Raw genomic sequence first — 13,064 nt, 5'->3', positions numbered from 1 at the left:
TCTAACAGAGCCGCATACCGCATCGGAACAATCCGGACGAGCTATCGCGCGCGGGTCGATGCGTCATAAGCCACTACCATTCCCTTGCTGCCGCTCCGGCGAGCCAGCTCGTCGCGCAGCCGATTGGCGCCGTCGCGGTCGACCACCGGCCCAACGAATACGCGAGTGATGCTGTTTCCGTTCACCTGGGAAGGCACGGTATAGGCGTTATATCCCTGCGTGCGCAACTTCTCGCTCAGCGCACTGGCATTGCTTGCGCTGGAAAAGCTGCCCAGCTGCACCACCCAGTTACCCTGCGCAGCGGCAGGTTCGGGTGCGGCCGGCGGAGGTGGCGACGCAACCGGCGGGGCCGCCGGGGCAACAGCCACCGCCGGCTCGGGCGGGGTCTCGGGCTCGCCGGGCTGCGGCGGTTCAATCGGACCGGGCGTCGGCACGCTAGGCGGTATATCAGGTAACTGCTCTGGCTCGGCCAACTCCACCGGCGCTGCACGCGCGATCGGCGTAGGATCCATTTCCGGCGGCTCCGGTGCATCGACCTCGACACGGACCGTCTCGTCCTGACCGGACAGCAGCATGGGAAGAAAAATCACCGCCGCGATCACCAGTACGATCGCGCCTATGATTCGCTGCTTGAGACCATTATCCATTGGTGAGCTCCTGAGTCTGGGTCGAAAGCCAGAGTATGGCGTCAGCCACACAGAAAAACGACCCGAACACGACTATTTCGGTACCGGCCGGCGTCTCGTCAAGCGAGGTTTGCAATGCCTCGGCTACCGATTCACAGGCCTCGGCCCGCTCGCCGGTAGCAATGAGATGCGTCACCAGGTCCCGCGCCGGCCTGCTTCGCGGACTCGCCAGCGGCGCAACAGCCCAGCCATCGAAGATACCGTGCAGCTCGGCCACGACACCGCTGAGATCCTTGTCTGCAAGCAGGCCGAACACTGCATGCCGCGGCACCTGGTCCCGGCGTAGCGCGCGAGCCAGAAACGCTGCGGCGTGCGGATTGTGCCCGACATCGAGCAACAGGCGGCGTGGCTGACCGTGCCAGCTGATGGTCCGGCGCTCCAGTCGGCCGGCAACGAATGCATCGCGCAGTGCCTGAGCAGCTACCGCGTCGGGCATATCCAGGCCGGCCAGCCAGAACGCCTGCAAGGCGAGCACGAGGTTGTCGATCGGCAGTGGTGTGTCCGGCACGCTCAGCGTTCGGACGTGCCCACCTGCGTCAGCCCCCTGCAACTTGGTGCCCTCGGCATCAGCGCGGAGGTGAAAATCGCGTCCACGCCAGATCAACCGAGCCTGACGACGCACAACTTCCTGCACGAACCCGTCTGGCAGATCGGGCTCGCCGCAAACGAGCGGCCGGCCTGCGCGCCCGATGCCGGCTTTCTCGTATCCGACCGAGTCGCGGGTATCGCCCAGGTACTCGGCGTGATCCAGACCGATGCTGGTGACCACCGCGATATCAGCATCGACGATATTCACCGCATCCAGCCTTCCGCCCAGCCCGACCTCGAGCACGACGGCGGCAACCCCCGCTCGGCGGAAGAGCCAGAGCGCGGCCAGGGTCGCAAACTCGAAGTAGGTGAGTGAAATAACGCCGCGAGCGGCTTCGATGGTTTCGAATGCCAGGCACAGATCCGCATCGGGCACCGGCTGGCCGTCTATACAGACACGTTCGTTGTAACGGAGCAGGTGCGGCGAAGTGTACAAGCCGGTGCGCAGCCCTGCGGCACGCAACAGGCTTTCAAGACCGGCGCAGGTCGAACCCTTGCCGTTGGTGCCGGTTACGGTGAATACGAGCTCGGCAGGTTTGAGGACATCGAGGCGGCGAGCCACCTCGGCAACCCGCGCGAGCCCCATGTCTATTTCGGTAGGATGCAGCCCTTCGAGACGGGCCAGCCACTCGGGCAGGCTGCTGGGCAACATCAGACCTCGCCGTCAGGCAAGGCGATGAGCTGATCTTCCGGAGCAGGCTGATTGAGCATCATGGACAGAATGCCAGCAAGGCGATCACGCATCTGATTGCGCGGAACGATCATGTCCAGGGCCCCGTGCTCAAGCAGGAACTCGCTACGCTGGAATCCTGCCGGAAGCTTTTCGCGTACGGTCTGCTCGATGACCCGTGGCCCCGCAAAGCCGATCAGCGCGTTGGGTTCGGCGACGTTCAGATCACCTAGCATTGCCAGGCTGGCGGACACCCCACCGTATACCGGATCGGTCATGACCGAAATGAAGGGAATGCCCTCTTCCTTCAGACGGGCCAGCGCAGCACTGGTCTTGGCCATCTGCATCAGCGAAAACAGCGCTTCCTGCATACGCGCACCGCCGGAAGCCGGGAAGCAGACGTACGGAATTCGCTCGCGAAGCGCCACTTCGGCACCCCGAACGAACCGCGCACCCACCACGCTGCCCATCGAGCCGCCCATGAAGTTGAACTCGAAGGCACTGGCTACCAGCGGCATGCCCTTGAGCCTGCCCTGCATGACCACCAGTGCGTCCTTCTCCCCAGTCTCCTTCTGCGCTGCGCTGAGCCGGTCCTTGTACTTCTTGGTATCACGAAACTTCAGCTTGTCGATGGGCTCGAGCTCGCCGGCGATCTCGCTGCGATCATCCTCGTCGAGGAAGATGTCGAGCCGGCGGCGGGCGTTGATGCGCAAGTGATGGGTGCACTTGGGGCACACGTCCAGATTCTTTTCCAGCTCGGGCCGATACAGTACCGCATCGCATGATGGGCACTTGCGCCACAAGCCTTCAGGTACGCTGCTCTTCTGAGCCTCGGAGCGCACTATGGAAGGAATCAGTTTGTCCACCAGCCAGTTGCTCATCGCCAATCCTTATCTGTTATTCAGTGCCAATTAGGGGTTCGCTCAACTGTCCATCGCGCGGCGCATATCACGAATGATTGCGCTGATCGCTTCGCGTGCGCGCTCCGGCTGGTCGGCGTGACGAGCAATCTCGTTCACCAACACCGAGCCCACCACAACCCCATCCGCGACCGCACCGACGGCGGCCGCCGAGGCGCCGTCACGGATGCCGAAACCGACACCGATCGGCAGATCGGTAACGGTGCGCAGTTTTTCCAGTTTCGCAGCTACATCGGTGACGTCCAAAGCACTGGAGCCGGTCACACCCTTGAGTGAAACATAATAGACATATCCACTGGCGCGCTCGCAAATCTGCCGAGCCCTGTCCAGCGTGGTGGTCGGAGACAACAGAAAAATACACTCCAATCCATACTGCTTGAAGAGGTCGGTCACGTCGTCAGCCTCTTCCGGCGGCAGGTCGACCGTCAACAGGCCATCCACGCCGGCTTGGGAGGCGTGGCGCGCAAACTCCTCGTATCCCATCCGCTCGATCGGGTTGAGGTAGCCCATCAGCACCACCGGCGTGGAGTCGTTGGTGTGTCGAAACTCCGCCACCATTCCGAGTACCTGACGCAGGCTGACGTGGTGGGCCAGGGCCCGTTCCATGGCCAGCTGGATCACCGGGCCGTCGGCCATGGGATCGGAGAACGGAATGCCCAGCTCGATGATGTCGGCGCCGGCGTCCACCAGCGCGTGCATCAGGGGCAGCGTCATCGCAGGGTTGGGATCGCCCGCCGTGACATAGGGAATGAGTGCCTTGCGGTTCTGCTCGCGCAGCGACTGGAAACAGGTATCGATTCGGCTCATAACGTACTCGTGTCAGATGCTGATGCCGTCGAGGCCGGCGACGGTGTGAATGTCCTTGTCACCACGTCCGGAAAGATTGACCACGATGGTCTGATCCGGGCGCATGGTCGCCGCCAGCTTCAACGCGTAGGCGACGGCGTGGCTGGACTCCAGAGCGGGCATGATGCCCTCGGTACGGGTCAGCTCACGGAACGCTGCCAGGGCTTCCTCATCGGTCGCATCCACGTAGTTCACGCGCCCGATATCCTTGAGCCAGCTGTGCTCCGGTCCGACACCGGGATAATCCAGCCCTGCGGAAACCGAATGGGTTTCGATGATCTGTCCGGCTTCGTCTTCCATGAGGTAGGTGCGGTTGCCGTGCAGTACCCCCGGACGACCCGCGCTAAGTGGCGCGGCATGCATGCCGGTGGCGATGCCGTGTCCACCGGCCTCGACGCCATACATGGCGACCGAGTCATCCTCGAGAAATGGATGGAACAGACCGATGGCATTGGACCCGCCACCTACGCAGGCGACCAGCGCGTCCGGCAGGCGGCCGGTCTGGGTCAGGCATTGCTCGCGCGCCTCACGGCCAATCACGCACTGAAAATCACGGACCAGCTTCGGGTACGGATGCGGACCTGCCACCGTGCCGATGATGTAGAACGTATCATCCACATTGGTTACCCAGTCACGCATGGCCTCGTTCATCGCATCCTTCAGCGTGCGCGATCCGGACGTCACAGGGATGACCTCAGCACCAAGCAGCTTCATGCGGTAGACATTGAGGGACTGACGCTTGACGTCGTCCGCGCCCATGTAAACCTGGCATTTCAGGCCGAGACGCGCAGCGACGGTGGCGGTTGCCACGCCATGCTGCCCGGCACCGGTTTCAGCGATCACTCGCGGCTTGCCCATGTGCTTGGCCAGCAATGCCTGTCCGATGGTGTTGTTCACCTTGTGCGCGCCGGTATGGTTCAGATCTTCACGCTTGAGGTAGATCTGCGCTCCGCCTACCCGCGCGGTCAGACGTTCGGCGAGGTACAGCGGCGACGGCCGGCCTACGTAGAAAGCGAGATCGCGGTCAAACTCGGCCTGGAACTCGGCGTCCTGGGACAGACGGTTGTACAGCGCCTCCAGCTCCTGCAGCGCATCCATCAGCGTTTCGGAGACGAAGCGGCCACCGTAGGGGCCGAAGTGACCGCGCTGATCGGGGATCAGCTTGTAATCGACGGGATTTGACTCAGACACGCTTCACCTCTTGAACAAAAGCGTTGATTTTTTCCGGATCCTTGATGCCCTTGTCGGCCTCGACGCCGCCGCTGACATCGACTGCCCAGGGCCTCGCCAGATCGATCGCCTGGCGCACATTGCTCGCGTCGAGCCCGCCTGCCAGAACGAGCGTCCAGCTGCGGCTCGCCGGGATCATCGACCAGTCGAACCGTTCGCCGGTACCACCGGGCATGCCAGGCTTGTAAGCATCGAGAAGGATTGCGCATGCGCCCGGCCATTGCGCGGCCAGTGCGTCGAGATCGTCGCCCGGACGTACGCGCAGCGCCTTCATGTACGGGACGCCGAAACGGCTGCAGAATTCGTCCGGCTCGTCTCCGTGGAACTGCAGAAGGTCCAGCGGAACCTGACGAAGGACCTCGCGCACGTCAGCCTCGCCAGCATCGACGAACAAGCCAACGGACGTCACGAAGGGGGGCAGCGCCTTGACGATCCTGGCGGCTGCATCCGGGGAGACGTGTCGCGGGCTACCGGGATAGAACACCAGCCCGATGGCATCTGCGCCTGCGCCGGCAGCCGCCAAGGCGTCCTCGGGGCGAGTAATACCGCAGATTTTGACTCGAACCATGGGTCTGACCACGCCGCTGCCTGAAACAAGGCTGACGATAGTAGCAGATGTGCCAGGGAGCGTCAGTCGTCGAGCTCGTTGAGCGGCGCCAGAAAATGTGGACCGATGTAACGCTGCGGAAGAACGAAGCGCTCGGGATAGGTGACATCAACCAGATACAGACCGAACGCCGGGGCAGTGAGCCCGCCCGACCGTCGATCCCGCGCATGCAGGATGTCGCGGGTCCACTCCACCGGGCGCTCCCCGCAGCCGATCTGCATGAGGGTTCCGGCTATGTTGCGCACCATGTGATGCAGAAATGCATTGGCGCGAATATCGAGGACAATGAAGCGGCCGAAGCGAACCAGCCGCAGATGATGAACCTTCTTCACCGGCGACTTGGCCTGACAGGCGATGGCGCGGAAGGAGGTGAAGTCGTGCTCGCCGACCAGAACCTCGGCCGCAGCCTGCATGCGCTCCAGATCCAGCGGTCGGTAATTCCAGGTGACTTCGTGAGCCAGATGCGCAGGGCGAACCCGATCGTTGTAAATCACATACCGGTAGCGCCTGGCCATGGCGGAGAACCGGGCATGGAAATCCATCGGCATGGCTCGTGCCCAGGACAAACTGATGTCGGACGGCAGATTGGCATTGGTCCCGAGAAACCAGTTCTCCGAGGAGCGGATCGCGGTGGTGTCGAAGTGGATGATCTGACAGGACGCGTGGACACCTGCGTCCGTTCGTCCGGCACAGGAGGTCTGAACCGGATGATTGGCAACGCGTGACAAGGCCTTTTCGACGGCGCCCTGAACACTCGCGACACCAGGCTGCTGGAGCTGCCAGCCGCGGTAAGCCGAACCGCGATATTCGATGCAGGCAGCAACCCTGGAAATGCCAGCGGCCGCCCCGAGGGCGGCCGCCTTGGACTCACTTTCAGCCATTGATCAATCCAGCTGAGCCAGCATGTCCCGAGCATCCTGCTGCTGTTGATCGGAGCCCTCTTCCACTACTTCGGAGAGGATATCGCGCGCGCCCTCTTCGTCTCCCATGTCGATGTAGGCCCGCGCCAGATCCAGCTTGGTCGCGCACTCATCGGTACCGGAGAGGAAATCGAACTCGTCTTCCATGCTGTCGCTCATAGCCTGTTCGGTTGGTAGATCCGCTGCGAACGGGTCCAGCGCATCCGGCAGCTCGCTGGGCTGATCGCCGACACGCTCGCCACTCACTGATTCCGCTGCGTCGCTATCCTGCGCGTCGCCTGAATCGAGTTGGGCACTTTCGGCTTCGATGGAGGCATTCAGCTCCTCTTCGAAGCCAGCGAGGTCCTCGTCGGAAAGATTGAAATCCTCGACTGACGACTCGGTGCGGGGCGCTTCAGCAGCGTCGCCGGCCTCGTCCTGCATCGCCTCGAATTCTGCCAGCAGTTGCTCCGCCTGCATGTCTTCGTTGAGCGACAGGTCGTAATCGTCGTCAAGCGATGCTTCCAGCGACTTGTCGAGAGGCGCCTGAGCGGCTGGCTCTTCGGTGCTCGCCTCCTCGTCCAGGTTGAAGTTCAGATCGAATTCGGACGCATCGAATGCTGCCTCATCGGTCGACTCAGCGGCTGCGGGAACAGTGTCGACCGGAGCGACGGGCTCGCTCGCCGGATACCCCTGGTCGAGCGATTGCGGCTGGCCTTCTCCGGCAAGCGTGTCTTCGAGATCAAAATCAAGGTCGAACTCGGCTTCTTCGACTGGCTCGGCTGGCTCGGCTGGCTCGGCTACCGGTTCGGCAGCTTTCTCCGATTCAGGCTCGACCGGCTGGGACAGGTCATCCCCCAGATCGAAATCGCTGAAATCGAAGTCTTCGGCAGGCGCCTCTTCTGCCACCGGCGCTTCGGTCGCGTACGCCGCTTCGTCGGTCGAGTCGAATGCAATGGTCTCGTCATCGTTTGCCAGCGTGGCCGAGGCGCCAAGCAGCGCGGCAGTCATCGCCGGGAAGCGCAGGTTGAGCGCCTCGATCTGGGAGTCATGCCCACCCATGTTACGCAGTGCTTCGGCCTGAGCGGCATAGCCATCCGGGTGATTCAGCAGGCCTTCGACTTCCATCAGCTTGAGACGCAAATCGGCGCGGTCCGGATCTTCAGCAATACCCGCGCGCAACACCTCGGCGGCCTCTTCCAGCTTGCCGTAGGCAATCAGCGCATCGGCCTCCGTCAACGGATCCTGAGCTATGGACTGCTCGTCTCCAGCGGAATCGAAGGACGCAAGGGCGACGTTGAAATCGTCAGAAGCCGGCTCATTATCGTGACCGACCGGCACCGGGGCTATGTAGCTATCGGCGAGCGACTCTTCCCGGCGGGCATTGCGACGGGCCAGCGCCATGAGGATCAGCAGGAGCACCAGCAAGGCGGCTGCGCCTGCGACCAGCATGAGGGTCTGATTCTGCAGCATGCGCTGCAACAGCGACTCGATCCCGTCGTCACGCTCGGCGGAAGACTGCTGCGCGCTGACCTCTTCGGGGGTTGGCTGCAGCACGGGTGCGACGTCAGGTGCTGTGTCAGCGTCGGCAGCGCTCGCCGCTTCGTCAGCAGCTACCTGGCTCGCCGACTCGGACGCTTCGATGCCTTGCTCGGCGTCGGAGCCTTCGAGCAGAGGCTCAGCAGTCGCAGCCTCTAGCTCTTCAGTTGACTCCAGCGCAGCGATTTCAGCCGGGTCGATGGACTCAGCCGCTTCAGAAGCCGGCGATGTTTCGGCTCCTTCGGTACCTGGGTCGGATTCGTTCGCGGTCTCGGTATTGGCATCTGCCTCGGATGCAACGGCCTCCGGGTCCACCGGAGGAACCTGCGCCACATCGGCTGCGGCTTGTCCGTCTTCACCGAGCTGGTCCTGCAGCGCGGCAAGTTGCGCATCCTTGAGCGCCAGGAGACGCTGAAGCGTGTCAAGTTGACCCTGTACGTCCTGCAGCCGATCAGCCATTTCGGCCTTTTCCCGCTCCGCGGAATCGAGCTGTTCCTTGGTACGGTCAAGCGAATCGCGCAGTTGCGACGCTTCGCCATTGTTGTTTTCGGTTTCTGCTTCGCCACCGCCGCCCTCGCCCGTCCCGGCAAGCAGGCGAAGGGAATCACCGCCATCGGTCGTGGCTGGTGCGGCTGCGGCAGTGTCACGCTCCCGCGCATCCAGCTGCCGCTGCACGGGTTGAGCGACCTGACGACCACGTTGCCATGCCGCGTTCTGCTCGGCGACCTGATTGATGGCTTCTGCCTGAGTGCGCGCTCCGGCCTGCTCGGCGTCCGGCATGGTCAGGGTAGAGCCCGAGAGCATCCGGTTGATGTTGCCATCGACGAACGCGTTCGGATTCAGATCCTGGATGGCCAGCATGGTCTGGTGCACGGAGGCGCCCTGTGGACGATAACGCTGGGCGATTTCCCACAGGGTATCCGAGCTATTGGCACGAACCTGCCCGCTGGCTCCGGCCCCGTCACCTGAAGCGCTGCTGGCAGCAGGTGCGGCCTGAGTGGAGGAGGTGCGGGGGGGTGTGACCTGGGGTTGCTGGCGGTTGACCGACGGCTGGGAGGCAGCGGAGGTCGGCGGCGCCGGCCGGCCGGCGAGCGGCGCAGGCTGGTACAGCGGGGGATCAAGCAGCAGGGTGAATTCACGCAACACCCGCCCGGACGGCCATTTCACTTCCATCAGGAAGTTGAGAAACGGTTCGCGGACTGGCTTGTTCGAGGTAACACGAATGATCGCGCGACCATCGGATCGAACTTCTGGAGTGAACTTCAGGTCTGTAAGAAAGAAGTCACGGTCGATTCCGGCTCGACCGAAGTCATCTGGCGAGGCGAGTGCGGGGCGTATTTCTGCACTGGAAAGATCTCGTACCTGCAGCAGCTCGATTTCTGCATCGAGAGGCTGATTCAAGGCCGAACGCAGGTTGATGTCCCCTACCCCCAGCGCGTGTGCCATATTCGAAGACATCAGCGCACTTGCTGCGGCGACAGCCAAAACCAGTTTGCGAACCATAGCGAAAATCCTTTGCTTTTATCGTTTTCTCACGCGTCCCAGAGATTCCGCCACCCATCGCCCGGCCTATGTAGTGCTCCCCATCCGGCCGACAGGTGTCATTCCAGCAATTCAGCGAGTCCAACGAGCTTCCAGCGCTCCGGTACCAACCTAAACCGCTTGATACAAAATCCACAGCAAGTATCGATTACAAAAAGTCTTTTATCAACCGCGCTGCGACCGCAAGACTGTTAAGTACGACACCTTTTCGAAGATTGTCGGAGACCACCCACATGTTGACGCTGTGCGCGTCGAGCGCGTCCTGACGTAAACGCCCTATCCACACGTGATCACTGCCCGTCGCATCACTGACAGGAGTGGGATATCCGCCGGCGGCCGGTTTGTCAAGCAGCTTCAGACCAATCCCCTTGCGCAGCAGCCCGGCGAGACGCTTCGGTGCCACCACTTGCTCGGTAACAGCCTGCAGCGACTGAGCGCTGCCAAAGAACACCGGAACCAGTACACAGGTCGCTGAGACGGGCAGTTCCGGCAGATTCAACACGCGCCGTACGTCCTCGGCCAGCGCACGCTCTGCGTCCGCGGCACCTGTCTCGTCGACATCACCGATACGGGGCAGGAGATTGAACGCCGCCTGCTTGTCGAACGCACCCTTCTCTGCCGGCTGACCGTTGAGCAGGCGGCCGGTCTGAAACGCCAGTGCTTCCAGGGCATCCTTACTGTGGGTCGACATCGACTGGTATGTGGATACTGTTACAGAGCGCAAGCCTGCTTCATCGAGCAGCGGCTTCAATGCCGTCACCGTCTGAACCACCTGCGCATCGGGGCAGGACAGGATCCGCCGGCCCGCGAAGTCGCCGATCTGCTGTGAATTGACGTCTGCCACAATGACCGGAATATCGGCCTGGCCTCTGTGCGCACCGGTGGTATCGACAACCACGCATCCCTTCGCTGCGACGACAGGGGCCCAGTGAGCCGCCTGCTCGGCATCGCCGAGGAAGATCACAACCTTGATGCCGGCAAAATCGAAGGACTCGAGCGCCTCGACGCGCTGACTCTGCCCTCTGAGCATCAGACGCTCGCCAGCCCGATCGGTCGGCTCGATCAGATGCACTGCGGCGAAGGGATACCCCTCATCTGCGAGCACGTCGAGCAGGCTTTCGCCTTCGAGACCGGTTACACCAACGATTGCGATATTACCTGACATTAGTAGCCCAACCCTATGTTTTATAGACTTTTTAAACGCAAAGGGCACCCCGGTTTCCCGGGATGCCCTGGCCTGCGGCGCTGCTACGAATCAGCTTTCCTGCAGGATCCGCAACATCCGGCGCAGCGGCTCGGCGGCACCCCACAACAGCTGATCACCGACGGTAAACGCGGACAGGTACTGCGAACCCATGTTCAACTTGCGCAGGCGGCCTACCGGAACGGTGAGCGTACCGGTCACCGATGTAGGTGTGAGGTCACGCAGCGTATCTTCCTTGGTGTTGGCCACGACCTTCGACCACTGATTGTGCTGCTCGAGCATCGCTTCGATGTCAGCCAGAGGGACATCCTTGTTCAGCTTGATGGTCAGCGCCTGGCTGTGGCAGCGCATGGCGCCAATGCGTACACAGATGCCGTCGACCGGAATCGGGCGACCGCTGCGACCAATGATCTTGTTGGTTTCGGCCTGGGCTTTCCATTCCTCGCGGCTCTGCCCGTTGGGCAGTTGCTTGTCGATCCAGGGAATCAGGCTGCCCGCCAGCGGCACTCCGAAATGCTCGGATGGAAAGGAATCGCTGCGCAGCGTCTCGGCAACCGTACGATCGATCTCCAGAATGGCGCTGGCCGGGTCGGCAAGCTTCTCGGAAACCGACGCATTGATGGTGCCCATCTGGGTGATCAGCTCGCGCATGTTCTGAGCGCCGGCGCCGCTGGCGGCCTGGTAGGTCATCGCGCTCATCCACTCGACGAGACCATGCTCGAACAGCCCGCCCAGACCCATCAGCATCAGGCTGACGGTGCAGTTGCCACCTACATAGGTACGGATTCCGTCGCGGATTGCCTGATCGATATTGCGGCGATTGACCGGATCCAGAATGATCACCGCATCATCTTCCATGCGCAGCGTGGAGGCTGCGTCGATCCAGTAGCCGTTCCAGCCTTCGGCGCGCAGCTTCGGATAGACTTCCTTGGTGTAATCGCCGCCCTGGCAGGTAATGATCACGTCCATGGGCTTGAGCGATTGGATGTCGAAGGCGTCCTGCAGCGCGGGGATGTCCTTGCCAATGTCCGGGCCCTTGCCGCCGACGTTGGAGGTGGTGAAGAACACCGGATCGATGCCGGCAAAATCGTCTTCTTCGCGCATGCGCTGCATGAGTACGGAACCCACCATGCCACGCCAGCCAACCAGACCTACTCTTTTCATAACTGCGACCCCCGTGGGGTAAAAAATTCAAAGACAACGGCGCCCAGCCAGCAGGCCCGGCGCGCAAAGAGCCGTACAGGTTACAGGGTTTCCAGAGCGGAAGCCACGGCATCACCCATTTGCGAGGTGCCCACACGGCGACAGCCTTCGGACAGGATGTCTCCCGTGCGCAGACCCTGATCGAGCACCAGACTGACCGCCTTTTCAATCGCGTCAGCCGCTGTCACCTGATTGAAGCTGTAGCGCAGCATCATCGATACCGACAGGATCGTCGCCAGCGGATTGGCCACACCCTGGCCGGCAATTTCCGGCGCACTGCCATGGCAAGGCTCGTACATGCCCTTGTTGTTCCGATCCAGCGACGCGGACGGCAACATCCCAATGGATCCGGTAAGCATCGAAGCCTGATCGGACAGGATGTCGCCAAACATGTTGTCCGTGACGATCACGTCAAACTGCTTCGGCGCGCGGACAAGCTGCATGGCGCAGTTGTCGACGTACATGTGCGATAGCTCGACCTCGGGGTAATCCTTTGCAACTTCCTCAACGACCTCCCGCCACAACTGGCTCGAGGCCAGTACATTGGCCTTGTCTACCGAACAGAGCTTGCGATTGCGCACCATGGCCATGTCAAAGCCGACCTTGGCGATGCGGCGGACTTCGCTTTCGCTGTACGGCAATGTGTCGTAGGCGTGCCGCTCGCCATTGTCGAGGGTGCGGCGCTCGCGCGGCTGGCCGAAGTAGATGCCCCCGGTCAATTCGCGGACGATGAGAATGTCCAGGCCCGACACCACTTCAGGCTTGAGCGTCGAAGCGCTGGCCAGCTGCGGATAGAGGATCGCCGGGCGCAAATTGCCGAACAATTCCAGCTGCGAGCGAATTTTCAGCAGACCACGCTCGGGACGCAGCGCGGGGTCGATCGTGTCCCATTTCGGGCCACCGACTGCGCCGAGCAGCACTGCGTCGGCGGCACGCGCACGTGCCAGCGTCTCGTCAGCCAGTGGAACGCCGTAACGATCGTACGCTGCCCCACCGAGATCGTCGTATTCGAGTTCAACGCCAAGATCGAACTTGTGATTGGCGATCGTCAGCACCTTGACCGCTTCGGCCATGATTTCCGGGCCGATGCCATCACCGGGCAGCACAAGTATCTTTGTCATTCTATGCAT

11 protein-coding genes are annotated in these 13,064 nt (G+C 62.1%); all 11 read right to left on the bottom strand.

The window, feature by feature from the left end; all coding sequences use genetic code 11:
- Positions 1-41 precede the first annotated feature (41 nt).
- Positions 42-647, bottom strand: coding sequence for an SPOR domain-containing protein (locus tag KEM63_RS07185; RefSeq protein ID WP_223655508.1), 606 nt, complete (start codon positions 645-647; stop codon positions 42-44).
- A complete protein-coding gene (gene folC, locus KEM63_RS07180) occupies positions 640-1,926 on the bottom strand; it encodes a bifunctional tetrahydrofolate synthase/dihydrofolate synthase (protein WP_223655507.1) in 1,287 nt (428 codons plus the stop codon). The genes KEM63_RS07185 and folC overlap by 8 nt, the downstream gene beginning before the upstream one ends.
- Entirely contained in the window at positions 1,926-2,825 is a 900-nt protein-coding gene (gene accD, locus KEM63_RS07175; protein ID WP_223655506.1) for an acetyl-CoA carboxylase, carboxyltransferase subunit beta, read from the bottom strand. Before accD ends, folC begins: the two co-directional genes overlap by 1 nt.
- Positions 2,826-2,867: 42 nt before the next feature.
- On the bottom strand, positions 2,868-3,671 hold the full coding sequence (gene trpA, locus KEM63_RS07170) for a tryptophan synthase subunit alpha (protein ID WP_223655505.1): 804 nt from the start codon (positions 3,669-3,671) through the stop codon (positions 2,868-2,870).
- Positions 3,672-3,683: 12 nt separating this feature from the next.
- Positions 3,684-4,901 (bottom strand): tryptophan synthase subunit beta, encoded by a 1,218-nt coding sequence (gene trpB / locus KEM63_RS07165; RefSeq protein ID WP_223655504.1) that lies wholly within the window; start codon positions 4,899-4,901, stop codon positions 3,684-3,686.
- Positions 4,894-5,508 (bottom strand): phosphoribosylanthranilate isomerase, encoded by a 615-nt coding sequence (locus tag KEM63_RS07160; protein ID WP_223655503.1) that lies wholly within the window; start codon positions 5,506-5,508, stop codon positions 4,894-4,896. The genes trpB and KEM63_RS07160 overlap by 8 nt, the downstream gene beginning before the upstream one ends.
- Positions 5,509-5,570: 62 nt before the next feature.
- On the bottom strand, positions 5,571-6,428 hold the full coding sequence (gene truA, locus KEM63_RS07155) for a tRNA pseudouridine(38-40) synthase TruA (RefSeq protein ID WP_223655502.1): 858 nt from the start codon (positions 6,426-6,428) through the stop codon (positions 5,571-5,573).
- 3 nt (positions 6,429-6,431) lie between these two features.
- Complete coding sequence (locus tag KEM63_RS07150) at positions 6,432-9,488, bottom strand: motility hub landmark protein FimV (protein ID WP_223655501.1); 3,057 nt, start codon at positions 9,486-9,488, stop codon at positions 6,432-6,434.
- A gap of 187 nt (positions 9,489-9,675) precedes the next feature.
- A complete protein-coding gene (locus KEM63_RS07145) occupies positions 9,676-10,692 on the bottom strand; it encodes an aspartate-semialdehyde dehydrogenase (RefSeq protein ID WP_223655500.1) in 1,017 nt (338 codons plus the stop codon).
- Positions 10,693-10,782: 90 nt separating this feature from the next.
- The gene (gene asd / locus KEM63_RS07140) at positions 10,783-11,895 is read right to left on the bottom strand and encodes an aspartate-semialdehyde dehydrogenase (RefSeq protein WP_223655499.1); all 1,113 of its coding nucleotides are present in this window, start codon (positions 11,893-11,895) and stop codon (positions 10,783-10,785) included.
- An 80-nt stretch (positions 11,896-11,975) separates the two neighbouring features.
- Positions 11,976-13,055 carry a 3-isopropylmalate dehydrogenase gene (leuB, locus tag KEM63_RS07135; RefSeq protein WP_223655498.1) on the bottom strand — a complete coding sequence of 360 codons (1,080 nt, stop codon included), beginning with the start codon at positions 13,053-13,055 and terminating at the stop codon, positions 11,976-11,978.
- Positions 13,056-13,064 lie beyond the last annotated feature (9 nt).

The sequence above is a fragment of the Halopseudomonas nanhaiensis genome (assembly GCF_020025155.1).
GTDB classification, from domain to species: domain Bacteria; phylum Pseudomonadota; class Gammaproteobacteria; order Pseudomonadales; family Pseudomonadaceae; genus Halopseudomonas; species Halopseudomonas nanhaiensis.
Note: the sequence above shows the minus strand (reverse complement) of the source record. Positions and strands in the feature narration are given on the sequence as shown.

Excerpts from the sequence above, each read along its gene's own strand:
- KEM63_RS07185 (WP_223655508.1), bottom strand. The coding sequence starts at position 647 with ATGGATAATGGTCTCAAGCAGCGAATCATAGGCGCGATCGTACTGGTG.
- folC (WP_223655507.1), bottom strand. The coding sequence starts at position 1,926 with ATGTTGCCCAGCAGCCTGCCCGAGTGGCTGGCCCGTCTCGAAGGGCTG.
- accD (WP_223655506.1), bottom strand. The coding sequence starts at position 2,825 with ATGAGCAACTGGCTGGTGGACAAACTGATTCCTTCCATAGTGCGCTCC.
- trpA (WP_223655505.1), bottom strand. The coding sequence starts at position 3,671 with ATGAGCCGAATCGATACCTGTTTCCAGTCGCTGCGCGAGCAGAACCGC.
- KEM63_RS07160 (WP_223655503.1), bottom strand. The coding sequence starts at position 5,508 with ATGGTTCGAGTCAAAATCTGCGGTATTACTCGCCCCGAGGACGCCTTG.
- truA (WP_223655502.1), bottom strand. The coding sequence starts at position 6,428 with ATGGCTGAAAGTGAGTCCAAGGCGGCCGCCCTCGGGGCGGCCGCTGGC.
- KEM63_RS07150 (WP_223655501.1), bottom strand. The coding sequence starts at position 9,488 with ATGGTTCGCAAACTGGTTTTGGCTGTCGCCGCAGCAAGTGCGCTGATG.
- KEM63_RS07145 (WP_223655500.1), bottom strand. The coding sequence starts at position 10,692 with ATGTCAGGTAATATCGCAATCGTTGGTGTAACCGGTCTCGAAGGCGAA.
- asd (WP_223655499.1), bottom strand. The coding sequence starts at position 11,895 with ATGAAAAGAGTAGGTCTGGTTGGCTGGCGTGGCATGGTGGGTTCCGTA.
- leuB (WP_223655498.1), bottom strand. The coding sequence starts at position 13,055 with ATGACAAAGATACTTGTGCTGCCCGGTGATGGCATCGGCCCGGAAATC.